25 protein-coding genes are annotated in these 23,716 nt (G+C 70.7%); 9 read left to right on the top strand and 16 right to left on the bottom strand.

All coding sequences use genetic code 11. The features are described 5' to 3' along the window. Nucleotides 1–3: 3 nt before the first annotated feature. The 8 genes from dprA to rplS form a co-directional block, all read right to left on the bottom strand. On the bottom strand, nucleotides 4–1,260 hold the full coding sequence (gene dprA / locus GH747_RS16465) for a DNA-processing protein DprA (protein ID WP_149770709.1): 1,257 nt from the start codon (nucleotides 1,258–1,260) through the stop codon (nucleotides 4–6). Then, nucleotides 1,257–2,810, bottom strand: coding sequence for a YifB family Mg chelatase-like AAA ATPase (locus tag GH747_RS16460; protein WP_228552977.1), 1,554 nt, complete (start codon nucleotides 2,808–2,810; stop codon nucleotides 1,257–1,259). Before GH747_RS16460 ends, dprA begins: the two co-directional genes overlap by 4 nt. A 17-nt stretch (nucleotides 2,811–2,827) precedes the next feature. Further along, nucleotides 2,828–3,196 carry a YraN family protein gene (locus tag GH747_RS16455; RefSeq protein WP_149770707.1) on the bottom strand — a complete coding sequence of 123 codons (369 nt, stop codon included), beginning with the start codon at nucleotides 3,194–3,196 and terminating at the stop codon, nucleotides 2,828–2,830. Between the two features lie 109 nt (nucleotides 3,197–3,305). After that, nucleotides 3,306–3,614 (bottom strand): DUF2469 domain-containing protein, encoded by a 309-nt coding sequence (locus GH747_RS16450; protein WP_149770706.1) that lies wholly within the window; start codon nucleotides 3,612–3,614, stop codon nucleotides 3,306–3,308. A gap of 82 nt (nucleotides 3,615–3,696) precedes the next feature. After that, nucleotides 3,697–4,419: a ribonuclease HII gene (locus tag GH747_RS16445; protein ID WP_149770705.1), complete on the bottom strand. Its 723-nt coding sequence runs from the start codon at nucleotides 4,417–4,419 to the stop codon at nucleotides 3,697–3,699. Nucleotides 4,420–4,464: 45 nt separating this feature from the next. Then, complete coding sequence (lepB, locus tag GH747_RS16440) at nucleotides 4,465–5,175, bottom strand: signal peptidase I (RefSeq protein WP_149770704.1); 711 nt, start codon at nucleotides 5,173–5,175, stop codon at nucleotides 4,465–4,467. 58 nt (nucleotides 5,176–5,233) lie between these two features. Further along, nucleotides 5,234–5,926, bottom strand: a complete 693-nt coding sequence (lepB, locus tag GH747_RS16435; protein WP_149770703.1) for a signal peptidase I — start codon at nucleotides 5,924–5,926, stop codon at nucleotides 5,234–5,236. Nucleotides 5,927–6,033: 107 nt separating this feature from the next. Then, a complete protein-coding gene (rplS, locus tag GH747_RS16430) occupies nucleotides 6,034–6,384 on the bottom strand; it encodes a 50S ribosomal protein L19 (protein WP_149770702.1) in 351 nt (116 codons plus the stop codon). Nucleotides 6,385–6,834: 450 nt separating this feature from the next. On the opposite strand from rplS, the gene GH747_RS16425 reads away from it, so the two are divergent. Then, entirely contained in the window at nucleotides 6,835–7,674 is an 840-nt protein-coding gene (locus GH747_RS16425) for a helix-turn-helix transcriptional regulator (protein WP_149770701.1), read from the top strand. A gap of 3 nt (nucleotides 7,675–7,677) precedes the next feature. Here GH747_RS16425 and trmD read toward each other — a convergent pair whose 3' ends face one another. Genes trmD through rpsP form a run of 4 tightly spaced genes read right to left on the bottom strand, consistent with a single transcriptional unit; the run spans nucleotide 7,678 to nucleotide 9,677 of the window. Further along, the gene (gene trmD / locus GH747_RS16420) at nucleotides 7,678–8,394 is read right to left on the bottom strand and encodes a tRNA (guanosine(37)-N1)-methyltransferase TrmD (RefSeq protein WP_149770700.1); all 717 of its coding nucleotides are present in this window, start codon (nucleotides 8,392–8,394) and stop codon (nucleotides 7,678–7,680) included. Next, nucleotides 8,394–8,969: a ribosome maturation factor RimM gene (gene rimM, locus GH747_RS16415; RefSeq protein ID WP_149770699.1), complete on the bottom strand. Its 576-nt coding sequence runs from the start codon at nucleotides 8,967–8,969 to the stop codon at nucleotides 8,394–8,396. The genes trmD and rimM overlap by 1 nt, the downstream gene beginning before the upstream one ends. Before the next feature lie 4 nt (nucleotides 8,970–8,973). Further along, nucleotides 8,974–9,216: an RNA-binding protein gene (locus tag GH747_RS16410; protein WP_149770925.1), complete on the bottom strand. Its 243-nt coding sequence runs from the start codon at nucleotides 9,214–9,216 to the stop codon at nucleotides 8,974–8,976. Nucleotides 9,217–9,224: 8 nt separating this feature from the next. Further along, complete coding sequence (gene rpsP, locus GH747_RS16405; RefSeq protein WP_149770698.1) at nucleotides 9,225–9,677, bottom strand: 30S ribosomal protein S16; 453 nt, start codon at nucleotides 9,675–9,677, stop codon at nucleotides 9,225–9,227. Nucleotides 9,678–9,893: 216 nt separating this feature from the next. On the opposite strand from rpsP, the gene GH747_RS16400 reads away from it, so the two are divergent. Beyond that, nucleotides 9,894–10,337 carry an HIT family protein gene (locus GH747_RS16400; RefSeq protein WP_149770697.1) on the top strand — a complete coding sequence of 148 codons (444 nt, stop codon included), beginning with the start codon at nucleotides 9,894–9,896 and terminating at the stop codon, nucleotides 10,335–10,337. A gap of 112 nt (nucleotides 10,338–10,449) precedes the next feature. Here the strand turns inward: GH747_RS16400 and GH747_RS16395 are convergent, their stop codons facing one another. From GH747_RS16395 to GH747_RS16380, 4 genes are all read right to left on the bottom strand, one after another. Then, nucleotides 10,450–12,366 (bottom strand): ABC transporter ATP-binding protein, encoded by a 1,917-nt coding sequence (locus GH747_RS16395; protein WP_205602990.1) that lies wholly within the window; start codon nucleotides 12,364–12,366, stop codon nucleotides 10,450–10,452. Beyond that, nucleotides 12,363–14,096 carry an ABC transporter ATP-binding protein gene (locus GH747_RS16390; protein ID WP_149770696.1) on the bottom strand — a complete coding sequence of 578 codons (1,734 nt, stop codon included), beginning with the start codon at nucleotides 14,094–14,096 and terminating at the stop codon, nucleotides 12,363–12,365. Before GH747_RS16390 ends, GH747_RS16395 begins: the two co-directional genes overlap by 4 nt. 74 nt (nucleotides 14,097–14,170) lie before the next feature. Next, entirely contained in the window at nucleotides 14,171–15,565 is a 1,395-nt protein-coding gene (locus GH747_RS16385) for a GntP family permease (protein WP_149770695.1), read from the bottom strand. Next, a complete protein-coding gene (locus tag GH747_RS16380) occupies nucleotides 15,562–16,092 on the bottom strand; it encodes a gluconokinase (RefSeq protein ID WP_149770694.1) in 531 nt (176 codons plus the stop codon). The genes GH747_RS16385 and GH747_RS16380 overlap by 4 nt, the downstream gene beginning before the upstream one ends. Nucleotides 16,093–16,250: 158 nt before the next feature. Here GH747_RS16380 and GH747_RS16375 point away from each other — a divergent pair, with 158 nt between their 5' ends. From GH747_RS16375 to GH747_RS16345, 7 genes are read left to right on the top strand one after another with little or no spacing between them, the layout of a single operon-like run. Next, nucleotides 16,251–17,588, top strand: a complete 1,338-nt coding sequence (locus tag GH747_RS16375) for a DUF4437 domain-containing protein (protein ID WP_163695699.1) — start codon at nucleotides 16,251–16,253, stop codon at nucleotides 17,586–17,588. Further along, entirely contained in the window at nucleotides 17,585–18,325 is a 741-nt protein-coding gene (locus tag GH747_RS16370; RefSeq protein WP_205602989.1) for a hypothetical protein, read from the top strand. Before GH747_RS16375 ends, GH747_RS16370 begins: the two co-directional genes overlap by 4 nt. Nucleotides 18,326–18,346: 21 nt before the next feature. Further along, nucleotides 18,347–18,871, top strand: coding sequence for a MaoC family dehydratase (locus GH747_RS16365; RefSeq protein WP_149770692.1), 525 nt, complete (start codon nucleotides 18,347–18,349; stop codon nucleotides 18,869–18,871). 1 nt (nucleotide 18,872) lies between these two features. Continuing rightward, entirely contained in the window at nucleotides 18,873–19,904 is a 1,032-nt protein-coding gene (locus GH747_RS16360; protein ID WP_149770691.1) for an LLM class flavin-dependent oxidoreductase, read from the top strand. Next, entirely contained in the window at nucleotides 19,901–21,121 is a 1,221-nt protein-coding gene (locus tag GH747_RS16355; protein ID WP_149770690.1) for a CaiB/BaiF CoA transferase family protein, read from the top strand. Before GH747_RS16360 ends, GH747_RS16355 begins: the two co-directional genes overlap by 4 nt. Nucleotides 21,122–21,125: 4 nt before the next feature. Continuing rightward, on the top strand, nucleotides 21,126–22,511 hold the full coding sequence (locus tag GH747_RS16350) for an MmgE/PrpD family protein (protein ID WP_149770689.1): 1,386 nt from the start codon (nucleotides 21,126–21,128) through the stop codon (nucleotides 22,509–22,511). Next, a complete protein-coding gene (locus GH747_RS16345) occupies nucleotides 22,508–23,716 on the top strand; it encodes a Rid family hydrolase (RefSeq protein ID WP_149770688.1) in 1,209 nt (402 codons plus the stop codon). Before GH747_RS16350 ends, GH747_RS16345 begins: the two co-directional genes overlap by 4 nt.

Here is a 23,716-nt window from a genome sequence, read left to right as displayed (position 1 = left end):
CCATCAACGGGGCTCGCCGTCCGTGCCCCGAGCGCCCCCGCCGTCGGCACGCGCGGACAGGTCCGCGCGGCGGAGGAGGTGCCAGCCCTGAGCCGACGCTCGTACGAAGCCCTCGGCCTCCAGGTCCACCAGCGCCGCCTCCACGTCGTCGGATCGCAGACCGCAGTGCCAGATGATCTCGGCGGTTGTCCGCGGCCCGGCTGCCGGCAGGACCTCGATGACCGCCCGCGACGACGGTGGCAGCGCGTCCCAGGCGGTCGCCGGGGCCGGCGGCGGCGTCGCGTCGCGCTCTCCGAGGTCGTCCACGTCCTCGAGGACCTCGGCACCGTTCGTGACGAGGACGGCGCGCCCTTGCCGGATCGCCTGATGGACCCCGACCGCTGACTGGTTGGTCACCGGTCCTGGCACGGCCATCGTGAGCCGACCGAGCTCGTTCGCCCAGCCCAGGGTGTTGAGCGCTCCGCTGCGCCGGGCCGCCTCCACCACGACTGTGCCCTGCGCGAGAGCCGCGATCACCCGGTTGCGGGTGAGGAAGCGTCCGCGGGTGGGGGTCGACCCGGGTGGGTGCTCGCTGACGACGAGGCCTGTCTCGGCAATGCTGTGCAGAAGCCCGGCGTGAGCGCGCGGATAGTCGACATCGACACCGCACGCGAGCACGGCGACGGTCGTCCCGGCGAGTGCGAGCGCGCCCCGGTGCGCGGCCGCGTCGATGCCGAACGCGGCTCCGCTGACGACAGTGGCGCCGCCGTCGACGAGGTCTGCGGCGAGGTCTCCTGCGACGTCGCACCCGTAGGTGGTGGCGTCACGGGCTCCGACCACGGCAACCGATCTCGCGGTCCGAGCGTCGAGCTGACCCTTGCCGCGGACCCAGAGGCCCAGCGGTCGACCCGCGACACCGGCGACCGTGCCGACCAGATCGAGGTCGTCGAGCGGGGCCGGCCAAGCGGCGTCACCTGGACACACCCAGCGCGCGCCGCACGCGTGGGCCGCAGAGACCGCGGCCTGCAGGCGAGCGTCGACGCCGGCAGCCCGGGCGCGCCACCCCTCCGGCACGTCGGGCTCGCCGTCGATCACCGCGCGCACCAGGTCGACCGGCGCGCGACCGTCGAGCGCGACAGCCAGGCGCGGATCGCCCGGCTCGGCGACCAGGCTGAGCGTGAGACGCGCTCGTCGCTCCTCCCGCCGCGCCCGGCTCGTCGTGCTCGTCACCGTCTCCTCACCACCCGGGAGGCCCTCCTCGCGTGCGTCCTTGCCGGTCATGCGGAGATCCCGTCCAGCTGGTTGGCCGCCAATGCCAGATCCCGTCGGAGCACCGTCGCAAGGTCGAGCGCGTCGAGGTCGGGCTCACGCTGCTCCCTCAGGTCCGTGATCGTCCACGCCACGCGGAGCAGGCGGTCGGCGGTGCGCGCGTTGACCTTGCCGTCGCGCACTAGCCGGTCGACGGTGCGGACCAGCCGTGGCGGGGTCGGCAGGCTGCGCCGCAGGTAGGCGCCAGGGACCTCGGCGTTCGTCCGCCACGGTGTCCCGGCGAGCCTGCGTCGTTGCCGCTCACGCGCCTGCGCGACCCGCTCGGCGAGGACGGAGGTCGCGATCGGCGGGACAGCGTTCACGCCCGTGTCTCGCGCCGAGACAGGCCCGACCGACCGTTGGAGGTCGACGCGGTCGAGGATCGGCGCGGACAGCCGCTCGCCGTACCGGCGCTTGACCACGGCCGTGCAGGTGCAGCCCGAGCCGGTGCCGGACCGGCTCCCACACGGGCAGGGGTTCGACGCGAGGACGAGCAGGAACCGCGCGGGGAACTCGGCTGTCTGCGCGGCCCGCGCCACCGTGACGCAGCCGCTCTCCAGCGGCTGCCGCAGCGCCTCGAGGACGTCGCGACGGAACTCGGGAGCCTCGTCGAGGAAGAGCACACCGTGATGTGCGAGCGACATCGCCCCCGGGCGTACGACGCGGGTGCCGCCGCCGACCAGGGCGGCCGCGGACGCGGTGTGGTGCGGGTCGACGAACGGCGGTCGCCGCAGCTGGGGCGCGTCGGGCGAGAGGGCCCCCGCGATCGAGTACACGGCGCTCGTCTCCATCGACTGCTGGTGGTCGAGGTCGGGAAGCAGCGCGGGGAGCCGTTGCGCCAGCATCGTCTTGCCGACACCGGGCGGGCCCGTGAGGGCGAGGTGGTGCGCCCCGGCCGCCGCCACCACGACCGCTCCTCGGGCCTCGTGCTGGCCAGCGACGTCACTCATGTCGAGGCCCTCGAGCCGCCCTGGCCGAGGATCGACGCCGGGCACGAGAGGCTCGACGGGCGGCTCGTGGGGCGGGTCCTCCCCGCGCAGGAGCGCTGCCGCCTGCCGGAGCGAGCGCACCCCGATGATCCGCGCGCCGTCGACGATCGCGGCCTCCGCGGCGTTGGGCTCCGGGACGATCACCACCTCGCAGCCGGCGGCCACGGCGGCGACGGTCGCGGGAAGCACCCCGGCGACCGCTCGCAGCCGGCCGTCGAGCCCCAGCTCGCCGAGCACGGCTGCCCCCGCGATCCGGTCCTGCGGCACGTGGCCCTCGCTCGCCAGCACGGCAAGGGCGATGCCGAGGTCGAAGTGAGCGCCGGACTTCGGAAGCCAGGCCGGTGAGAGATTGATGGTCACCTTGCGGTCCGGCCAAGGGAACCTGCTGTTGACGATCGCTGCCCGGCAGCGGTCGCGTGCCTCCGCCAGCGAGGCGTCAGGAAGCCCGACGAGCGTCGTCTTGGGCAGGCCGGCGCTGACATCCACCTCGATGTCGACCAACCGCCCTCGCATGCCTTCCAGGGACACCGACATGGTGCGCCCGAGACCCATCACGACACCCCCGCGAGGTGGGTGACCGCCGCCGCGCCGCGCGGTGGGAGAAGCACGGCCACCGCGTCGATGCGGATCCGGGAGGCGCAGCGGTCGTGGTCGGCCAGGTAGGCGCCGGCGAGCCGTCGCAGCCGCGCGGCCTTGTCGGGCGTGATCGCCTCGAGCGGCGTGCCGTAAGCGGTGGTCCGCCGCGTCTTCACCTCGCAGAAGACGAGAGTGTCGCCGTCCTGGGCGACGATGTCGATCTCACCCCAGCGGCACCGCCAGTTGCGGGCGAGCACCTGCATGCCCTTGGCCTGCAGATAGTCGGCGGCCACGTTCTCGCCGTGCTCGCCGACAGCACGCCGTTGGTCGTACGTCGAACCCATCGCTTCCACCTCCGCGTACAAGGTGGGTCCTCGCGGAGCATGCGAACGAAGGCGATCGGCGATCTGTGGACGGCGGCGGCGCGGGCGTGCCTGGGGACGAGGTCGGGCGTCAGGCCTTCGGGGGCTCGAAGTCGCTGGTTGCCAGCTCCTCGACGTTGACGTCCTTGAAGGTGAGCACCTTGACGTTCTTGGCGAACCTGGCCGGCCGGTAGATGTCCCACACCCAGGCGTCGGTCATCGTGACCTCGAAGTAGGCGTCGCCGGTCTCGGACCGCACCTTCACGTCGACGGCGTTGCACAGGTAGAAGCGCCGATCCGTCTCCACGACGTAGGTGAAGATGCCGACGACGTCGCGGTACTCGCGGTACAGCGCGAGCTCCATCTCCGCCTCGTAGCGTTCGAGATCCTCTGCGCTCATCGTTCTCCCTCGATAGGTCCCGCACCTGCGAAACTACCGTGTCTCACCGCGCACGCACGGGTCTGCTGCAGCGCGCCCGGGCTCAGAGGTCGAGCAGGGCGACGTCGGCGAGGTCGGGATCGGCGTCGGCAGGGAGCTCGTCCCGCCCCGGGAGCCGCCAGGAGACCCGGTGGTGCGGTGTCGGACCGAGCGCCGCCAGCGCAGCGATGTGCTCGGGAGCCGCGTAGCCCTTGTTGTCGGCCCACCCGTACTCAGGATGCTGGTCGGCGAGGCCGACCATGATCTCGTCCCGGGCCGTCTTCGCGAGGATGCTCGCAGCGGCGACGGCGGCGCACCGCATGTCGGCCTTGATCATCGTCACGACCGGCGGCACCCGGTCGACGATCACCGGCGGCCCGAACATCGCGGGCTGCTCGGGCACCGTCAGGTAGTCGTGGTTGCCGTCGAGCAGGACGGTGTCCGGCGGCGCCGACAGCTGAGCCATCGCACGGTGGCCCGCCAGGCGCAGCGCGGCGATGATGCCGAACTCGTCGATCTCGCCGGGGCTTGCGTGCCCCACGCCGTACGACGGGGCCCACCGCTGGATCCTCGGGACGAGCCTGCGGCGTGCCTCGGGGGTCAGCAGCTTGCTGTCGCGAACCCCTTGCGGAGCCGTCTTCGTGGTCTCGGTGATCAGCACCATGGCCACCGTGACGGGGCCGCAGAGTGCTCCGCGCCCGACCTCGTCGCTGCACGCGAGAGAGCTCAGCCCGCCCCGCAGCAGCTGGCGAGCGATCCGCAAGGTCGGTGGTGCCACCGGGCTCATCCCACGCTCCGATCCGGTCCGTTGCCTACCACGGTAGGTCCAGCCTCAGTCGGGATCGGGGACCGCGGCGAACGGAGCGTTGTCCGAGCCGCCCGAACCCATCCGGTCGAACGGCCAGACGGTGACCCACGACTTGCCGAGGACGGCGTCGACGTTCACGAAACCTCCGCCCGGGGATCCGAGGTGCGCCCGAGAGTCCGCCGAGTTGTCGCGGTTGTCCCCCATCAACCACAGGCGTCCCTCCGGCACCCGGACATCGAACCGCTGACTGCTCGCGTCGGCGTTCGGGTCCTTGAGGTACGGCTCGTCGACCGAGGTGCCGTTGATCTCCAGGCGTCCCTCGGCGTCGCAGCACACGACGTGGTCTCCACCGACACCGATCACGCGCTTCACGAGGTGCCCGCCGGCCGGGTAGAGACCGAACACCGACAGCACCTGTTGCAGCGGGCCGAGCTCCTGCTCGGCCGTCGCGCCGAGCCAGTCACCCGGGTCGTCGAACACGACGACGTCGCCGCGCTCCGGCTCGCCGGTCCAGTAGGAGACCTTCTGGACGAGGATCCGGTCGTCGACCTGCAGCGTGTTCTCCATCGAGCCCGAGGGGATCCAGAACGCCTGCACCAGGAACGTCTTGACGACCAGCGCGAGCACGAGGGCGATCACGACCAGCAGGATCGTCTCCTGCCACAGCGGGAGCGCTTTGCGCTTCTTGCTCGAAGGGCGTTGTGCGGCGCTCGCGGCCGGCTCGTGGGACGTCACGCAGACAGCCTAGCCCCGCCTCCCACACCCCCGACGCGCGCGGCAGAGACCGCAGGAATCAGTCGAGCGACGAGAACGACTGCGGGTCGTGCAGCACCGCGCGGTCCTTCCACGGCCACACCACGAAGGCCACCTTGCCGACGACGTTGCCGGTCGGCACGAAGCCCCCTCCGGCGCCGTCGATGTGGGCTCGGGAGTCGGCGGAGTTGCCGCGGTTGTCACCCATCACCCACAGGTAGCCCTCAGGAACCACCACCGAGAACGGCGACCTGGCGGTGGCGGCCTCGTCCTTGACGTACGGCTCTTCGATCGCGACGCCGTTGACCTCGATCCGGCCGGACGTGTCGCAGCACTTCACGGTGTCGCCGCCCACGCCGATCACGCGCTTCACCAGGTGGCCGCCCGACGGGAACAACCCGGCGGACGACAGCAGCTTCTGGGCGGCGTTGCTCGACTCCTGGACCTCGCCGGCGCGGAGCCAGCCGCCCGGGTCCTCGAAGACGACGACCTCGCCGCGGTTCGGGTCGCGACCCCAGTAGGACACCTTCTGGACGACGATCCGGTCCTTGGCGCCCTGCGCGTGACCGGTCAGCGTCGGCTCCATCGACTCCGACGGCACGTAGAACGTCTGGAGGAAGAGCGACTTCACGAGCAACGACAGCACGAGGGCCACCATCAGGAGGGCGACGACCTCCATCCACAGCGGGATCGCCCGCTTGCCGCGGGCAGGCGCCTGCAGACGAGGACGCACCGGGCCCCCCGTCGTACGAGGTGCCCGGTGCGTGCCCGGTGGTTCGTCGGCGCGGCCGTGTTCCGGCCCGCCGTCACGCGTCGTCACAGTCTCCCCCCCGAGACTGCTCAGACCTCGCGCTTCTCCTTGATCTTGGCGGCCTTGCCGCGCAGGTTGCGGAGGTAGTACAGCTTGGCGCGGCGCACGTCGCCGCGCGTCATGACCTCGATCTTCTCGATGATCGGGGTGTGCAGCGGGAAGGTGCGCTCGACACCGACACCGAAGCTGACCTTGCGGACGGTGAAGGTGCGGCCGACGCCCGACCCCTGGATGCGCAGTGCGACACCCTGGAACACCTGGACGCGGGAGCGGTTGCCCTCGATCACCTTGACGTGAACCTTGAGGGTGTCACCGGCGCGGAACTCGGGCACGTCGTCACGGAGCGACTGGCTCGCGACGGCATCGACTACGTTGGTCATCTCATCTCTTCCTCGTCGGTGCCACAGGTCACCCACGAACAGTGCGGGGTGAATGCTCGGAGCGGTGCTGCGACGCGTCGATGACGCGTCAGACGACTCGAGGCCCCTGTGGCAGCAGAGTCCAGCACCGACGTCCTAGTCTGCCATACCGGGCCACGCCGCCGTTAATCGGCAATCGGGGTCCAGCACCGTCCCGACGACTTCACCCCCGCAGACGGCGTCGGCACGGTGCTGGACCCACACCTGAGGCTAGATCCGCGGCACCGTCGCGCTGAATACGTAGTCGTACGTACGCACCGGACCTGGCCGTGACACGCGAGCCCGAGGTGTCTCATGGGGCTCGTCCGGGACCACCCGGGGAATCCGCGGGCGTGCCGTCTCACGAAATGCACTGCTGCCGCGCGTGCTTCGGTACGCTCGCCGTCAGGACCTCGAGAGAACAGGGACGCGATGGCGGACTCCGCAGGGTGGATCGACGTCGCAGCCGACCTGCTCGCGCTCGACGACGTCGGTGCGGCCCGGCAGTGCCTGACCGACCAGCTCCTCTCCGACTTCGGCGCCGACGGCGGCGCCCGCGTCGTCATCGCGGCGTCCACCGACACCATCACACTGCAGACCTTCCCGCGCGACATCGCGTTCGACACGCAGCGCTGGCCGTACGGCCAGCGGACGATCATCGAGTCGCACCCGCTCGTCGCGCACTACCGGTCCACGCGGTCGCTCGATCCCGAGGTCCTGCTCCGACCCGGTGAGAGCGCGCGATCGCTCCCCACTCCCCTGGTCAGCCTGATGCACTCGGTCGGCGTGGGGCTGCACCAGCTCGTCCTCCCGCTGCGCAACGACGCACAGACGGGCCTGGAGGCGTACGTCCTGGTCCGCGACGACGCGTTCCCGCACTGGGCGCCGCTGCGGGCGAGCGCGACACTTCCCCTGATCCGCGGGCTCGACCGGCACCTGCTCCTGCGGGAGGCCGTGCCCGTGCAGACCGGGCCGACCCTCGAGGACATCGGCCTCACCCCGCGCGAGCGCACGATCGTCGCGATGCTCGCGGAGAGCCGTACGGCGGAGTCGATCGGCCGCAGCCTCGGGATCTCGGCCCGCACGGTGCACAAGCACCTCGAGAACGTCTACCGCAAGCTCGGCGTGAGCGACCGCGTCGCCGCGCTCCAGCTGGCCTACCGGCGCGGGTTGATCGTGGAGACGCCCGAGGTCGAGCCCGCACCCGCTGCGCGTACGACGGGAGCGGCCGATCCCTCGGCCGACCCCGGACTCACGTCCATCCTGAGGTAGGCGTCAGTCGCCGTCGGCGAGCAGGTCGGGCCGACGCTGCGTCGTACGCTCGACCGCCTGCTGACGCCGCCAGGCAGCGATCCGGCCGTGGTCGCCGGAGAGCAGGATCGGCGGGACCTCGTGGTCGCGCCAGAGGGCGGGCTTGGTGTAGACGGGGTACTCGAGGAGGCCGTCGGCGCCGTGGGACTCCTCCGCCAGCGACTCCGGGTTGCCCATGAATCCGGGAAGAAGCCTGATCACCGCCTCGATCACCGCGAGCGCGGCAACCTCTCCGCCGTTGAGGACGAAGTCGCCCAGCGACACCTCCTCGACGGGCATCCGCTCGGACGCCCAGTCGATGACGCGCTGGTCGATGCCCTCGTAGCGGCCGCACGCGAACGCCAGCCACGGCTCACCGGCGAGACGTGCTGCGTCGGCCTGCGAGAACCGGCGACCCGACGGTGTCGGCACGAGAAGCCGCGGTGTCGCAGCGGGTGCGTCCCCGGCGCTCCCGGCGGCGAGCAGCCCGTCGAGAGCCTCGCCCCAGGGCTCCGGACGCATGACCATGCCGGCACCACCGCCGTACGGGGTGTCGTCGACCGTGCGGTGGCGGTCGTAGGTGTACTCCCTCAGGTCGTGCACGCGCAGGTCGAGGAGACCGCGCTGCCGTGCCTTGCCCGGCAGGGACAGCGCCATCGGCGCGAGGTAGTCGGGGAAGATCGTGACGACGTCGATGCGCATCAGGTCGGCCCGGCGTCCTCGGCCTGCTCCGGGTCGAGCAGGCCGGCAACGTCGGCGACGTGCACGAGGCCGGCGGCGAGGTCGACCTCGGGGACCAGAGCGGACACGAACGGCACGAGGACCTCGGTGCCGTCGACACGCTCGACCGCCAGGACGTCCTGGACGGGAAGGTGGAGCACCGCGCGGACCGTGCCGCGCTCGACCCCGTCTGACACGACCTTCAGTCCCTCGAGCTGGTGGTCGTAGAACTCCTCGGGATCGTCGGGTCGATCCGCGGGGTCGACGTCGACGACGATCCGGGACCCGCGCAGGGCCTCCGCGGCCGTGCGGTCGGGGACCTCGGCGAAGGTGACGAGGAGGCGCCCCTGGTGGGGACGAGTGGCTCGGATGGTGAGCGTGGCGCGGCCGCGCGCCGACGTGGCAGAGCCTGCGCCGGCGGAGCTCGGATCCTTCGGAACGACGACGACCGACGAGCCCGAGGCGAAACGCCTCTCGGGCTCGTCGGTCATCAGGTCGATGCTGACCTCGCCGCGGATCCCGTGCGCCCGGCCGATTCGGCCGACGACGATCTCCACCGGCTCAGCGACGCCGGTCGACGTCGACGAAGTCGATGCGGGCCCCGCCCTTGCCGGCGATCGCGCCGGCGACGGTACGGATGGCCGAAGCCGTACGGCCCTGGCGCCCGATCACCTTGCCGAGGTCGTCGGGGTGGACCCGGACCTCGAAGAGCAGACCCCGTCGCAGCTGCTTCGCGTTGACGTCGACGTCGTCGGGGTGGTCGACGATGCCGCCGACCAGGTGCTCGATGACTTCGGCGACCATCACGGTGCTCAGGCCTCCGTGGACGCGGGCGCCTCGGCCGACTCGTCGGCAGCCGGCTCCTCGGCCTTGGCGGCCTTCTTGGCCGGGGCCTTCTTGGTGACGGCCTCGGTGGCGGGCGCGTTGTGGACGGCCTTGAGCGCCTCGTTGAAGAGCTCGGCCTTGTCGCGCTTCGGCTCGGCGACCTTGACGGTCGACTCGGCCTTCTCGCCCTTCGATGCCTGGTAGTCACCGGTGAGCTTCAGCAGCGCGGTGACGGCCTCGCTGGGCTGGGCGCCGACGCCGAGCCAGTACTGGGCGCGCTCGGAGTCGATCTTGATGATCGACGGCTCGGCCTTGGGGTTGTAGGTGCCGATCTCCTCGATGACGCGACCGTCACGCTTGGTGCGTGCGTCGGCGACGACAACTCGGTAGAACGGCGTGCGGATCTTGCCCATCCGCTTCAGGCGAATCTTGACGGCCACGGGTGTGGTGTCTCCTCAATGAACGTGGTGTGGTGATCCAGCGGGCACCGTGTGGGGAACGGGCCACCTGATCGCGGATCCGGACGCGAACGAATGAGAGGGTTCGGACGCGAGACGGAATCGACATCCCATTGTGCCAGACCGTGCTGAAGGCCTCCAACTCGCGCTGGTCAGCGCGAGTCGGCGGGCGCGGCGGCGTACGGCAGACTCTGGTCCATGAGCACGCTCTTCACGAAGATCATCGCCGGCGAGATCCCGGGTCGCTTCGTCTGGGCGGACGACGAGGTGGTCGCGTTCCTCAGCATCGGGCCGATCCGGCCGGGCCACACGCTGGTCGTCCCCCGCGCCGAGATCGACCACTGGATCGACGCCGACGACGCCCTCCTGGCGCGGCTGACCGCGGTCGCCAAGCGGATCGGCGCCGCCCAGCAGGCGGAGTGGGACAGCCCGCGGGTCGGCACGATGGTCGCCGGCTTCGAGGTCCCGCACCTGCACGTCCACGTGTGGCCGGTGTGGGGCCTCGACGACTTCAGCTTCGCCGCCGTCGACCCGGACCCGTCGCCGGAGGCGCTCGACGAGGCGGCCGAGCGCCTGCGCGCCCGCCTCACGGCGCTCGGGCACGGCGACCACGTCCCGGCCGACGTGTCTTCGGCCGGCTGAGCTCGTCGTACGGCGGTGGCTCAGCGTCCACCGACGCCGTACGGCGGTGGCTCAGCGTCCACCGACGCCGGCGCGGTGGACGCTGGGGCACCGACGCGGGGCGGCGGCGGGCTCAGACCCCGGCGCCGGCGAACTGCGCCTGGTACAGCCGCGCGTACGCGCCGTCGGCGGCGATCAGGCCGTCGTGGGTGCCCTGCTCCACGATCCGGCCGCTCTCCATCACCACGATGCGGCTGGCGTCGCGGATGGTGGAGAGCCGGTGGGCGATGACGAAGCTCGTACGACCGGCGCGGAGCTCGGCCATCGCCTTCTGGACCAGTGCCTCCGTCCGCGTGTCGACGGAGCTGGTCGCCTCGTCGAGGACGAGGATCGACGGATCCGCGAGGAACGCGCGCGCGATCGTCAGCAGCTGGCGCTGGCCCGCGCTGAGGTTGCCGCCGTCGTCGTCGATCACCGTGTCGTACCCATCGGGCAGCGTACGGACGAAGTGGTCCACGTACGCCGCCTGAGCCGCGGCGACGATCTGCTCCTCCGACGCTCCGTCGGCACCGTAGGCGATGTTCTCGCGGATGGTGCCGCGGAAGACCCACGCGTCCTGCAGCACGACCCCGAAGTTGTCGCGCAGCACGTCGCGGTCCATCGCACGCACGTCGACCCCGTCGAGGGTGATCCGGCCCTCGTCGACGTCGTAGAAGCGCAGGGCGAGGTTCGTGAGCGTCGTCTTGCCCGCCCCCGTGGGGCCGACGATGGCGACGGTCTGCCCGGGCTCCGCGACGAGGTCGAGGTGCTCGATCAGCGGCTTGTCGGGGTCGTACGAGAACGACACGTCCTCGAACGCGACCCGTCCGCGCACGATCGCCGGGGCGAGCGCGTCCGGCGGATCCGGGATCTCCTCGGTCTCGTCCAGCAGCTCGAAGACGCGCTCGGCGGACGCGACCCCGGACTGGAGCAGGTTGATCATCGACGCGACCTGCGTGAGGGGTTGGGTGAACTGGCGGGAGTACTGGATGAACGCCTGGACGTCGCCGACCGAGATCGCGCCCGTCCCGACGCGGACCGCGCCGATCACCGCCACCGCCACGTAGTTGACGTTCGAGACGAACATCATCACCGGCTGGATGATCCCGGAGACGAACTGCGCCCGGAACCCCGCGTCGTACACGTCCGCGTTGGCGGCGTCGAAGTCGGCGCGGGCCTTCTCCTGGCGACCGAAGACCTTGACGACCTCGTGCGCGGTGAAGTTCTCCTCGATGTGACCGTTGAGCTGCCCCGTCGCTGCCCACTGCGCGACGAATTGCGGCTGCGACCGCTTCGCGACAGCACCCGTGATGGCGACGGCGATCGGGATCGTGATCAGCGCGACCAGGGTCAGCAGCGGTGAGATCGTCACCATCATCACCAGGACCCCGATCACCGTCAGCAGCGAGACGAGGAGCTGGCTGATCGTCTGCTGGAGCGACTGCGCGATGTTGTCGAGGTCGTTGGTGACCCGGGACAGGATCTCGCCGCGGGAACGGGAGTCGAAGTACGACAGCGGGAGCCGGCCGATCTTGTCCTCGACCTCGCTGCGCATGTCCGCGACCGTCCGCTGGACCAGCCGCGTGGTCAGGATCCCCTGCAGCCACATGAACAGCGACGACAGGACGTACAGCCCGAGGACGCCGAGCAGGACCCACCCGAGGGCGTTGAAGTCGATGCCCTGGCCGGGCTGGAGGTCCATCGCGGCGACCATGTCGGCGACGCGGTCCTCGCCCTGGGCCCGCAGTCCGGCGACCGCCTCCGCCTTGGACTCGCCGGGCGGGAGCTGGCTCGCGACGAAGCCCTCGAACACGATGTCGGTGGCGTGCCCGAGGACCCGGGGACCGATCACGCTGAGACCGACGCCGATGACGGCGAGCACGAGGATCGCCGCCACGCTCGTCCGGTCGCGGACCAGCGTCCCCATCAGACGGCGGACGGACGCCTTGAAGGACTTCGCCCGCTGGGGCGCCGCCATGCCCATCATCGGGCCAGGGCCGCGGCCGCTCATGCCGCCTCCTGCTCGGTCAGCTGAGAAAGAACGATCTCGCGGTACGTCTCGCACGTGTCCATCAGGTCGGAGTGCGTCCCCGTCCCGACGACGCGGCCGTCGTCGAGGACGACGATGCGGTCCGCGTCGCGGATGGTGCTGACGCGCTGGGCCACCACGATCACCGCGGCCTCGGCCGTGACCGGGCGCAAGGCCCGCCGCAGCGCGACGTCGGTGGCGAAGTCGAGCGCGGAGAACGAGTCGTCGAAGAGGTAGACGAGCGGGCGGTTCACGACCGCGCGCGCGATCGCGAGGCGCTGGCGCTGGCCGCCGGACACGTTGGTGCCGCCCTGCGCGATCGGGGCGTCGAGCCCCTCGGGCATCGCCTCGACGAAGTCACGCGCCTGCGCGATCTCGAGGGCCTCCCAGAGCTGGTCGTCGGTCGCCTCGGGATCGCCCATCCGGAGGTTCGTGGCAACCGTGCCGGAGAACAGGAACGCCTTCTGGGGTACGAGCCCCATCGCGCCCCACACCTGCGGGAGCGCACGGTCCCGGACGTCGACGCCGTCGACCAGCACGCGGCCCGACGTGGCGTCGAACAGGCGCGGGATGAGGTTGAGGAGGGTGGACTTGCCGCTGCCGGTCGAGCCGATGATCGCGGTGGTCTCCCCCGGTCTCGCGACCAGGTCGACGTCGCAGAGGACCGGCTCCTCGGCGTCCGGGTAGCTGAACGACACACCCTCGAGATCGACACGCCCGGCGCGAACCGGCTCCGCGACGGCACCGGGTGCGGTGAGCACGCTCGGCTCGACGTCGAGGACCTCCTGGATGCGCTCGGCGGAGACCTCGGCGCGGGGCAGCATCACGAACATGAAGGTCGCCATCATGACCGACATCAGGATCTGCACGAGATACGTCAGGTACGCGGTGAGCGTCCCGACCTCGAGGGTCCCGTCGCCGACGCGGTGCCCGCCGAACCAGAGGACGGCGACGCTGGAGGCGTTCATCACGAGCATGACGGTCGGGAACATCAGCGACATCCACTGGCCCGCCTTGATGGCGACGTCGCGGTACTCGTGGTTGGCGACCTCGAACCGGTTGCGCTCGAAGTCGCCCTTCACGAAGGCGCGGATCACCTGGATGCCCATGATCTGCTCGCGCAGCACCCGGTTGATGGCGTCGATCTTGTCCTGCATCTGCCGGAAGTACGGGCGCATGCGGGAGATAATGAAGCCGACGGAGACCGCCAGCACCGGGATCACGACGGCGATCAGCCAGGACAGGCCGACGTCCTGCCGCAGCGCCATCACGATGCCACCGACGCACATGATCGGCGCGGCGACCAGGATCACGAAGACCATGAACGCGATCAGCTGGATCTGCTGGACGTCGTTGGTGCTGCGCGTGATGAGCGTCGGGGGCCCGAACCGCGTGACCTCGGCCGCGGCGAACGTCTCGACCTTCGCGAAGACCGCCGCACGCAGGTCGCGGCCGAACGCCATCGACGTACGGGCGCCGTAGTAGACGGCGATGATCGAGCACACGGCCTGGAGGCAGGTGACGAGCAGCATGACTCCGCCGACGCGCAGGATGTAGTCCGTGTCCCCGTTGACGATGCCCTCGTCGATGATGTCGGCGTTCAGGCCGGGAAGGTAGAGGGTGGCCAGCGTCGAGATCAGCTGGAAGACGATGACGACCGAGATCGCGCCTCGATAGGGACGCAGGTAGGTCCGCGCAAGGGTCCAGAGCACGGGTCGACGTTACCTGTGGGGTGGTTGCCCGACACACTCATTTTGGGCCGCGTACGCCGAGGGCGAACGCCGCGTCAGATCACCAGGTGCATGAGCAGCACGAACACCAGGCCGGAGACCGACAGCACGGTCTCCATCAGCGACCACGACTTGATGGTCTGGCCGACCGACATCCCGAAGTACTCCTTGATCAGCCAGAAGCCGGCGTCGTTGACGTGGGAGAAGAACACCGAGCCCGCGCCGATCGCCAGCACGAGCAGCGACACCTCGCCCTGGGACATCCCTTCCGCGAGCGGGACCATGATGCCCGCTGCCGTGATCGTCGCGACGGTCGCCGAGCCGGTGGCGAGCCGGATCAGCACGGCCACCAGCCACGCCACCAGGACGACCGAGACTCCCGAGTCGGTGACGAAGTCGGCGATCACCTCACCGATCCCGGTGTCGACCAGCACGGTCTTGAACCCGCCGCCAGCGCCGACGATCAGGACGATCCCCGCGATCGGCGGAAGGGAGGCGCTGATGCTGGCGCTCAGCTCGTCCCGCCCCATCCCCGAGCCGACGCCGAGCGTGAACATCGCGACGATCACCGCGAGCAGCAGGGCGATCAGCGGCTCACCGACGAAGTCCATGAACGCGAACGACAGACCGTCCTCGTCGAGGATCAGGTCCGCAACCGCCTTCGCCATCATCAGCACGACCGGCAGCAGCACCGTCGCGAGCGTGATGCCGAAGGACGGGCGCCGGCCCTCGGTGTCGCGGGTCGCCTCGAACGCCGCGGAGTCGGCGTGGACGTCGACCCACTTCGAGGCGAACCGCGTGAACAGCGGGCCCGCGACGACGATGGTCGGGATCGCGACGATGATGCCGAGCCCGAGGGTGATGCCGACCTCGGCGTTCAGGACGTCGATCGCAGCGAGCGGGCCGGGGTGCGGAGGGACGAACCCGTGCATCGCCGACAGACCCGCGAGCGTGGGCAGGCCGACCGCGATCAGCGAGAGACCGGAGCGCTTGGCCACCAGGTAGATGACCGGCATCAGGAGGACGAGGCCGATCTCGAAGAACATCGGCAGGCCGATGATCGCGCCGATCGCCGCCATCGCCCAGGGCAGCATCCGGGTGCTGGACCTCCCGACGATGGTGTCGACGATCTGGTCCGCTCCCCCGGAGTCGGCGAGGAGCTTGCCGAACATGGCGCCGAGGGCGATCAGCACGCCGACGCCCGCCACGGTCGTACCGACGCCTGTCGTGAAGCTCAGGAGCGTGTCCTTCATCGGCATCGTCGCGATGGCACCGACAGCGAGCGAGCCCAGAGTCAACGCCAGGAACGGGTGGACCTTCAGCCAGACGATCAGCAGCACGATCAGCGCGATGCCGGCCAGCGCCGCGATCACGAGCTGCGCAGTACCCGCCGCGGGAGTCACCTCGTCGGCGGTGCCGAGCAGTCCGAACAGTCCTGCCGGGTCGGTCATCGGGAGCCCTCCTGCTCGTCCGGGATCTCGGTGCGCTCGAGGAACGCGTCGACGATCTCGCCGGGCGAGGGCGTGATGTCGAGGACCTCGCCGTTCTCGTCGGGCTCGAGCTGCTCGAGCGTGTCCTCCTGGGACTGGAGCAGCGAGACCGGCATGAAGTGGTCGCGGTGCTCCATCCGCTGCCGGATGAGGTCGTGGTCACCCGTGAGGTGCAGGAACGTCGTCCGCGGAGCCGCCGCGACCAGGACGTCCCGGTAGACGCGCCGCAACGCCGAGCAGCTCACCACTCCCCCGGAGTCGTCGTGGGCGTGCAGCCACGCACCGATCGACTCCAGCCAGGGCCAGCGGTCCTCGTCGGTCAGCGGCGTCCCGGCGGACATCTTCGCGATGTTGGCCTCGGAGTGGAAGGCGTCGCCGTCCTCGTACGCGATGTCGAACCGCTCGGCGAGGTCGTGCCCGATCTCGGACTTGCCGACCCCGGAGATCCCCATGACCACCACGAGCGGCGGCAACGTCAGTCGGCTCATCGGTGTCCCTTCTCCCTCCTGCGAGGGTGGCACGACCCGACATGTCGCGCCGATCAGGGCGCCGCTCTCCAGCCGCTGCCGAAGGAAGTGGCCCTATCTTCATCCGGCGGAAGCAGATATCGTATATTTTCGTATCCGATATCCATCGAGGAGGAATCGTGCGACCCCACGTCGAGCTCATTCAGGAAGACGACTACGTCTGGCACGGCGCCGAGCTGCCCGGCGGCGAGGGCCGCGCCAGCGAGCGCAGGCTGTCCGTGGACGAGGAGGACGGATCCTCGTCGCTCCGCGTCGACTTCCACACCGACTGGGGCCGCGGCCCGGGCATCCACCACGCCAACACCGAGTACTACGTCCTCGAGGGCGAGATCGACTACGGCGGCCGCAAGATCGGCAAGGGCGGCTACGTGTACGCCCCGAAGGGCGTCCCGAACGACTACCTCCGGATCGCCGAGGGCACCAAGATCCTCCACTACCGCGAGTACGGCGATGCCGGCTTCGACCCCGTCGACTCGCTGGCCGGTGCGCAGCGTTGGACCGACTCCCGCGAGGAGGTCATCGTCATCGACTCCGAGGCGATGACCTGGGACTCCGTCCCCAACCCGGGCCCGATGCCCGGCCTCTTCATCAAGTACCTCCACGTCGACCCGGAGACCGGCTTCTACACCCGCCTGGTCCACGCGCAGGAAGGCTGGGCGGACCACCGTCTCGCCCACCACCCCTGCTACGAGGAGGCCTACACGACCCAGGGCCACATGGAGTACAACTTCGGCACCCTGGACCTCGGCACCTACTTCTTCCGCCCCGCGCGCGTGAAGCACGGCCACTTCACCACGATGGAGGGCGGCGCCACCTGGCTGCTGCGCTCGGACGGCGAGCTCGCCAACTGGTACACCCAGAACGAGTGGGTGCGCTGGGGCGGCGACGGCGTCAACTACGGGCCCGAGGGTCTGCAGGAGGAGCCGCACCCGCCGGTCCGCTGGGCGCACTCGACGTTCGACATGGCCCAGCCGTGGCGCACCGACGAGGACATGCGTCAGCTGAAGGCCTCGTGGCAGTTCCAGATCGACCAGGGCCAGGACAACACCCCCATCACTCACCAGGGGACCGTCGACCGCGGCGCCATCGCGATCGCGAAGGCCCTCGACGCGTACAACCTCCAGGGCGGCCACGGCGGTCACGAGCACAGCCACGACCACGACCACGACCACGACCACGACCACAGCCACGACCACAGCCACGATCACGAGCACGGCCACGACCACGAGCACGGCCATGACCACGAGCACGCCGAGCCGGCACGCGAGGTCATCAACCTCGACTGGGGCTGGGCCGGCAAGGCGACCGAGCACGCCGACGAGCGTACGGACGACAACGCCCACAACTGGGGCGCCGGCCGTGCGTGGAAGGCCGGCGACCCGATCCCCGCACCGATCCTGTCCTCGATGCCGGTCCGTAGCCGCTCGCGCGGTCGCTGGGACGGGGACGGGATGTGAGCGAGACCCTCGCCGCCGTCGAGGCCGTCCACGGGTTCAACGGCTACAGCCTCGCGATCCTGCTGCACATCGTGCTGTTCGCGTACTGGCTGGGCGGTGATCTCGGCGTCTTCTACTCGAGCCGCTTCATCCTGCGCGAGGACCTGTCGCCGCAGACCCGGGGGACGGCGCTCAAGATCATGCACGGCGTCGACCTGGCGCCGCGGATCTGTCTGGTGCTCTTCCTGCCGAGCGGGATCACGCTCATGGCCTGGGGTCCGCTCGGTGACGAGTTCTTCGTCAACGGGCCGCTGCTGGCACTCGTGTGGGTGGCGTCGCTGATCTGGCTCGCGATCGCGGTGTATGACTACTTCCGCGGCACCGCGACCCGCTTCGGCCACACCATCGCGCGGCTCGACCTCGTCGTCCGCTACGGGTTGGGCGCCACCCTGCTCGGGATCGGCGCCTACACGATGGTCGTCGCCGAGCCGTTCGGCGTCGACACGAACCCGAAGTGGCTGGGCGCCAAGCTCGCCGCCTACGCGCTGTGCATCCTGTGCGGCGTCCTCATCCGCTGGAAGCTGCGCTCGTTCGGTCCGGCGTTCGGTCGTCTGATGGCGACCGGATCCACGCCGGAGGTCGAGCGAGACCTCCGCTCGTCGTTGCGCGGGTGCGAGCCGTACGTGTTCGCCATCTGGGGCTTCGTGCTGCTGGCCGCCGTCCTCGGCGTCATCAAGCCCGGCTCGACCGCCTTCTGAGAGAAACCGACAAGGAGAGAGATGACCAGAAAGCTTGGGTGGACCGGCCGGTTCTTCGAGGACTTCGAGATCGGCGACGTCTACCAGCACCCGCTCGGGCGCACGGTCTCCGAGACCGACAACACGTGGTTCTCGCTGCTCACGATGAACACCAACCAGATGCACTTCAACACCGAGTACGCCAAGAAGTCGGAGTTCGAGAAGCCCCTGGTGGTCTCGACGCTGACCGTGGCGATCGCGGTCGGGCAGAGCGTCACCGACATCACCCAGAACGCGTTCGCCAACCTCGGGTGGGACGAGATCCGGATGACGCACCCGGTCTTCGCGGGCGACACGCTGTTCAGCGAGTCGCTGGTGCTGGAGAAGCGTGAGTCGGGCAGCCGTCCGCACGCGGGCATCGTCACGGTCCGCACCCGCACGCTCAACCAGCACGGTGACGAGGTGTGCTCGTTCAAGCGGACCTTCTACGTCTACCGTCGCGGCGCCGAGCAGGTCGAGGGCACGTTCCCCGAGGGCAAGCGCCCGCTGACCGCCGAAGGCGTGTGACGTGCGCATCACCTACGCGCCGTGGGGCGAGACCCTCGCCGAGCTCGCCGACGCGGCGCGTCGTGCGGAGGCCGCCGGTGCGGAGGTGCTGTGGGTGCCGGAGCTGCACCGCAGCGCCACGGTCAGCGCTGCGGCACTGATCGGCGCGACGTCGACCGCGCAGGTCGGTACGGCGATCGCGCTGGCCTTCACCCGCAGCCCGATGGTCACCGCGCTCGAGGCGCTCGACCTCGACGAGCTGTCGGGCGGACGCTTCGTGCTCGGCCTCGGGACGGGCGTGCAACGGCTCAACGAGGACTGGCACAACGCCCGATGGGGCAAGCCGGTCGGTCACTTCCGCGAGGTCGTGCGCAACGTCCGCCTCTTCTGGGAGAAGTCGACGACCGGCGAGACCATCGAGGCCGAGGGCGAGTTCGAGCCGATGCGCATCCGCGGTTACGAGCGCCCGTACGCTCCCCCGCGCCGTGACATCCCGGTGTACGTCGCGGCCATGGGCCCGGCGATGACGCGGCTCGCCGGGCGCATCGGCGACGGCTGGATCAGCCACGAGCTGTGCTCGCCGAGCTACCTGGAGAAGCAGATCCTCCCGGAGCTGCAGGCAGGCATCGACGCCGCCGGGCGATCCCGCGGCGACGTCGAGGTCGTCGTGTCGGCCTGCTGCTCGGTCGCGGACGACGCCGCGACCGCGACCCGGCGCGTCGCCGGCACCGTGGGCTTCTACGCCAGCGTGCGGACGTACGCCGAGTTCTTCGCGTTCCACGGCCTCGCCGACCAGCAGCAGAGGGTCGTCGACGCGTTCCGGGAGGGGCGCGGCGCCGACTACCTGGCGGAGTCGGTCGACCCGGAGATGGTCGACGCGCTCACCCTCAACGGCGACCGCGCCCGCGTCGCCACCCAGCTCGCGGCGTACGACGGTCTCGCCGACGCCGTCAAGCTCAGCCCACCGACGCACGGCATCTCGGCCGACGAGACCCGTGCCGCCCAGGACGAGATCATCACGCTCATCGCCGAGCTCACCGGAGGCACCGCATGAAGCCGCTCGAGGACGTCCGCATCATCGCCGTCGAGCAGTACGGCGCCGGCCCGTTCGGCAGCGTGCACCTCGCCGACCTGGGGGCCGAGGTCATCAAGATCGAGGACCCACGGGTCGGCGGCGACGTCGGTCGCTACGTGCCGCCGTACTTCGAGGACGAGGACTCGCTCTTCTTCGAGACGTTCAACCGCAACAAGCGAAGCCTGTCGCTCGACCTGTCGTCGCCCGAGGGGCGGGCAGTCTTCGAGGACCTGGTGACGCGCTCGGACGTCGTCTACTCGAACCTGCGTGGAGACGTGCCGAAGAAGATCGGCATCACCTACGACGACCTCAAGCACCTCAACCCGGCGATCGTCTGCTGCTCGCTGACGGGCTTCGGGATGACCGGGCCGCGTCAGAAGGAGCCGGGCTACGACTACATCCTGCAGGGCCTGGCCGGCTGGATGGACCTGACCGGCGAGCCGGACGGGCCACCGACGAAGTCCGGGCTGTCGCTGGTCGACTTCTCCGGCGGCTACGTCGCCGCGATCTCCCTGCTCGCCGGCCTGCACGCCGCCCGCAGGGACGGGGTCGGCATGGACTGCGACGTCAGCCTGTACGACACCGCGCTGTCGATGCTGACCTACCCCGCAACCTGGCACCTCAACGCCGGGTTCACGCCGGAGCGCACCCGCCACTCCGCGCACCCGTCCCTGGTCCCGTTCCAGGCGTTCGAGGCGTCCGACGGCTGGCTCGTGGTCGGCTGCGCCAAGGAGAAGTTCTGGGCACGCCTCGCCGTGGTGGTCGGCCACCCCGAGTGGGCCGAGCAGGAGTCTCCGTACGCGACGTTCTCGGGGCGCCAGCAGGGCAGCGCTGAGCTCCTCGCCCAGCTGGAGGGGATCTTCCTTCAGCGCACGGTCGACGAGTGGCTGTCGGTCCTGTACCCAGCATCGATCCCGTGCGGCCCGATCAACGACGTCCCGCAGGCTCTGCGCGAGGAACACACGATCGCCCGCAACCTCGTCGTCGAGACCGAGCACCCGCGCTACGGGACGGTCCGGCAGGTCGCCTCGCCCGTCCGCGTCGGCGCCGACGCACCGACGTACCGCCGTGCGCCGCGACGCAACGAGGACTTCGACCACGTCGTCCGCGAGATCATCGGCTACGACGACGCGGAGATCGCGAAGCTGCAGGCGGCCGGTGCGTTCGGCGCCGCGGCGGAGTCCACGGAAGGCTGATCCGATGATCGCGTCCGACCTCGCCGCCTGGGCGACCGGCGACCTGGAGGTTCCGGCGTCGGTCGACGCCGCCGCGTGCCGCCATCTGCTCGACGGCCTCGGTACGGCGGTGGCCGCCGCGCGACTCGGCGCCGCGGCGCCGGCGGTGACGGTCGCGACCGGGCTCGGCGGCCCTGCGGAGGCCACGATCGTCGGCACCGATACTCGGGTCGGTGCCGCCGCAGCCGCGCTGGCCACCGGGACGCTCGTCCACGCCCTCGACTTCGACGACACGCATGCCGGTGGCCTGGTCCACGCGACGGCAGTCGTGCTCCCCGCGGTGTTCGCCGTCGGTGAGCAGACCGGCGCGTCCGGTCGCGAGGTCCTGACGGCCGCGGTCGTCGGGTACGAGGTGGCGTGCCGGGTGGCTGCCGCGGCTCCCCACGGGTTCCACCGTGGTGGGCTGCACGCGACGATGGTGGCCGGGGTGTTCTCCTCGGCCGCCGTCGCGGCACGCCTGATGGGCCTGGACGCGGCGACGACCACGAACGCCCTCGGCATCGCGGGCAGCCAGGCCGGCGGGTTGCTCGCGTTCCTCGGGACCGGCGCCAGCACCAAGCAGCTCCACCCGGGCTTCGCCTCGCAGGCGGGGATCATCGCCGCGCGGCTCGCCGCCGCAGGCGCCACCGGCCCGGTCACGGTCTTCGACGGCCCTCACGGCGTGTACGACGCGCTGGCGACCGGGCCCTTCGACGCCGGCTCGATCCTCACCGGGCTCGGCGAGGTCTGGGAGACCGGGGCGATCGGCATCAAGCCGTGGCCGACCTGCCAGCTCGCGCACGCGACGATGGCAGCCGCCCAGGACGCCCTCGTACGCTCCGGTGCCGCACCGTCCGACGTCGCCGCCGTCCACGCCCAGGTCCACCCCGACTCGGCGTCGGTCGTGTGTGCGACCGACCGTGACCTCACGCGGCCGGCCAGCCCGTACGCTGCCAAGTTCTCGCTCCCGTGGAGCGTCGCGGCGATGATCCTCGACGGCCGGGTCGGCACCGACACCTACGACGAGCGTGCGCTCGCCCGCCCCGACGTCAGCGCGCTCGCGGCGGCGGTGTCGTGGGACGTGGTCGCCGCGCCGTCGTCCGTGGCGGCCGACGCTCCCGGCGAGGTCGAGCTGGTGCTCCACGACGGCACGCGGATCCGCGGCCACGTCGACCGCAGCCCCGGCGGTGGCACCGCTCCCCTATCTCAGGACGCCCTGCTGGCGAAGCTCACGGGCAACGTCGGCCCGCTCGCCGTACCCCTCGCCGACGCCGTCGCCTCACTGGCCGACGCGGCCGGCCTGGACGACCTGATCACCCTCGCCGCACGCGCGGCCTCGACCGACCCGACCCCCTCGGAGGCACTCGCATGACGACCGCGATCACACCGGCCGCGTTCACCTGGTTCCCGTACGACGGCTTCACGTTCTCCCTCGGCCTGGCTGAGGGAGGGCACGCGTGGACCTCGGGGCACACCTCGGCCGCGCTGGACGAGACGGTCGGCAAGATGACCGTGTCCGGTTCGATGACCGAGCAGGCCCGCACCGCGTACCGCAAGGTGCTCACGATCGTCGAGGGCGCAGGCCTGTCGCTGACCGACGTCACCCACGTGACCGAGAGCGTGACGATCGCGGGGCTGGCGTCGTACGAGGAGGCCGCCGCGGTCCGCCGCGAGGTCTTCGGCGACCACGAGCCCACGGTCACGACGGTGGTCGTCGAGCGGCTCGTACGCTCGGCGGCGCTGCTCGAGGTCGAGCTGAAGGCCTCGGCCGGCGGCGGCACGATGCTCCTCGCGAGCGAGGCACGCCGCGCGGGCGAGTGGACGGCGTCGCCGGTCACCGAGGGTCACGACGGCACCGTGCACCTGCCGACGATGGTCCCGATCGACGCGAACGGCGACATCGTGGCGCCCGGTGACTTCGTCGCCCAGTACCGCTACTGCCTCGAGCAGGCCGACGTCCTGCTCCGCAAGGCCGGGCTGTCGATCGACGCGGCGGTCACGACGTTCGACTACTCGACTCCGGGCACGCGCGAGGTCTACCGCAAGACCCACCGCGTCCGTAAGGAGCTGCTCGGCGGAGCGGGCGTCTACCCCGGCGCGGGCGGCATCCTCATGAGCCGGCTGCACCACCCGGACCAGCTGGTCGCGATCGACGTGACCGCCTCGCGGCACCCGCTCGAGCTCGTCAACCCGGGCTGGTCGCGCTACGACACGCTGACATACGCCCCCGGCGTGAAGGCCGGCCGCACACTCTTCATGTCCGGCTTCGCGGCACTCGACATGGAGACCCAGGAGGCTCTGCACCCGGGCGACCTGCGGGCGCAGGCCGAGGTCACGTACGAGGCGATCCTCCACCTGCTGACCTACGCCGGTCTCGGGCCGGAGCACCTGCTCAGCACCGTCGAGTACTGCGTCGCGAGCGAGCTTCCTCGCTACGGTGTCGTCCACGAGGTCCGCGAGCGGCTGCTGAGCCCCCCGTGGCCGGCGTCGACCGGCGCGATGTGCGCCGACCTGCTGCGCCCGGAGTTCCTGCTCGAGGTGTTCCCGACCGCGCTCTACCCCGCCCAGGAGGCCTGA

Source organism: Mumia xiangluensis (genome assembly GCF_010994095.1).
GTDB lineage: Bacteria > Actinomycetota > Actinomycetes > Propionibacteriales > Nocardioidaceae > Mumia > Mumia xiangluensis.
Note: the sequence above shows the minus strand (reverse complement) of the source record. Positions and strands in the feature narration are given on the sequence as shown.

Coding starts and splice junctions, on each gene's coding strand:
- dprA (WP_149770709.1), bottom strand. CDS start 1,260: ATGACCGGCAAGGACGCACGCGAGGAGGGCCTCCCGGGTGGTGAGGAG.
- GH747_RS16460 (WP_228552977.1), bottom strand. CDS start 2,810: ATGTCGGTGTCCCTGGAAGGCATGCGAGGGCGGTTGGTCGACATCGAG.
- GH747_RS16455 (WP_149770707.1), bottom strand. CDS start 3,196: ATGGGTTCGACGTACGACCAACGGCGTGCTGTCGGCGAGCACGGCGAG.
- GH747_RS16450 (WP_149770706.1), bottom strand. CDS start 3,614: ATGAGCGCAGAGGATCTCGAACGCTACGAGGCGGAGATGGAGCTCGCG.
- GH747_RS16445 (WP_149770705.1), bottom strand. CDS start 4,419: ATGAGCCCGGTGGCACCACCGACCTTGCGGATCGCTCGCCAGCTGCTG.
- rplS (WP_149770702.1), bottom strand. CDS start 6,384: ATGACCAACGTAGTCGATGCCGTCGCGAGCCAGTCGCTCCGTGACGAC.
- GH747_RS16425 (WP_149770701.1), top strand. CDS start 6,835: ATGGCGGACTCCGCAGGGTGGATCGACGTCGCAGCCGACCTGCTCGCG.
- trmD (WP_149770700.1), bottom strand. CDS start 8,394: ATGCGCATCGACGTCGTCACGATCTTCCCCGACTACCTCGCGCCGATG.
- GH747_RS16410 (WP_149770925.1), bottom strand. CDS start 9,216: ATGGTCGCCGAAGTCATCGAGCACCTGGTCGGCGGCATCGTCGACCAC.
- GH747_RS16400 (WP_149770697.1), top strand. CDS start 9,894: ATGAGCACGCTCTTCACGAAGATCATCGCCGGCGAGATCCCGGGTCGC.
- GH747_RS16395 (WP_205602990.1), bottom strand. CDS start 12,366: ATGAGCGGCCGCGGCCCTGGCCCGATGATGGGCATGGCGGCGCCCCAG.
- GH747_RS16385 (WP_149770695.1), bottom strand. CDS start 15,565: ATGACCGACCCGGCAGGACTGTTCGGACTGCTCGGCACCGCCGACGAG.
- GH747_RS16380 (WP_149770694.1), bottom strand. CDS start 16,092: ATGAGCCGACTGACGTTGCCGCCGCTCGTGGTGGTCATGGGGATCTCC.
- GH747_RS16365 (WP_149770692.1), top strand. CDS start 18,347: ATGACCAGAAAGCTTGGGTGGACCGGCCGGTTCTTCGAGGACTTCGAG.
- GH747_RS16355 (WP_149770690.1), top strand. CDS start 19,901: ATGAAGCCGCTCGAGGACGTCCGCATCATCGCCGTCGAGCAGTACGGC.
- GH747_RS16350 (WP_149770689.1), top strand. CDS start 21,126: ATGATCGCGTCCGACCTCGCCGCCTGGGCGACCGGCGACCTGGAGGTT.
- GH747_RS16345 (WP_149770688.1), top strand. CDS start 22,508: ATGACGACCGCGATCACACCGGCCGCGTTCACCTGGTTCCCGTACGAC.